Consider the following 433-nt stretch of genomic DNA (forward strand, 5'->3'; position numbering starts at 1 on the left):
CAACAGGCCGACCAGCGAGATAGCGATGGTGGCGATCAGGATCGGTCCGGGCCAGCGCACCACGGCCGCACCGATTTTGCGCCAGCCGCGGGTGCGCATGGCCCGCTTGGGCTCCAGCGTCTTACCGAACTTGGGGGCCACCGAGATGAACGCCGAGCCCAGGGTGAGCGCGACCAGAACCACCATGACCATGCCGATGGCCAGCGGGATACCGAGGGACTGGAAATAGGGCAGGCGCGTGAAGTGCAGGCAGAACGTGGCGCCGGCGATGGTCAGGCCCGAGCCCAGGATCACGTGGGCGGTGCCGTGGAACATCGTGTAGTAGGCCGACTCTCGGTCTTCACCGACACTTCGGGCCTCTTGATATCGGCCTATCAGGAAGATCGCGTTGTCGGTGGACGCCGCGATGGCCAGCATCACCAGCAGGTTGGTC

Annotated in this window: 1 protein-coding gene; it reads right to left on the bottom strand. The window is 65.4% G+C overall.

Features of this window, described 5'->3' with window-relative positions; all coding sequences use genetic code 11:
- Positions 1–417: MMPL family transporter (locus RNB18_RS52450; protein ID WP_311721112.1), on the bottom strand; the 417-nt coding region annotated here is incomplete at its 3' end.
- Between the last annotated feature and the right edge of the window lie 16 nt (positions 418–433).

This window comes from Streptomyces doebereineriae, assembly GCF_031845645.1.
Taxonomy (GTDB): Bacteria; Actinomycetota; Actinomycetes; order Streptomycetales; family Streptomycetaceae; genus Streptomyces; species Streptomyces canus.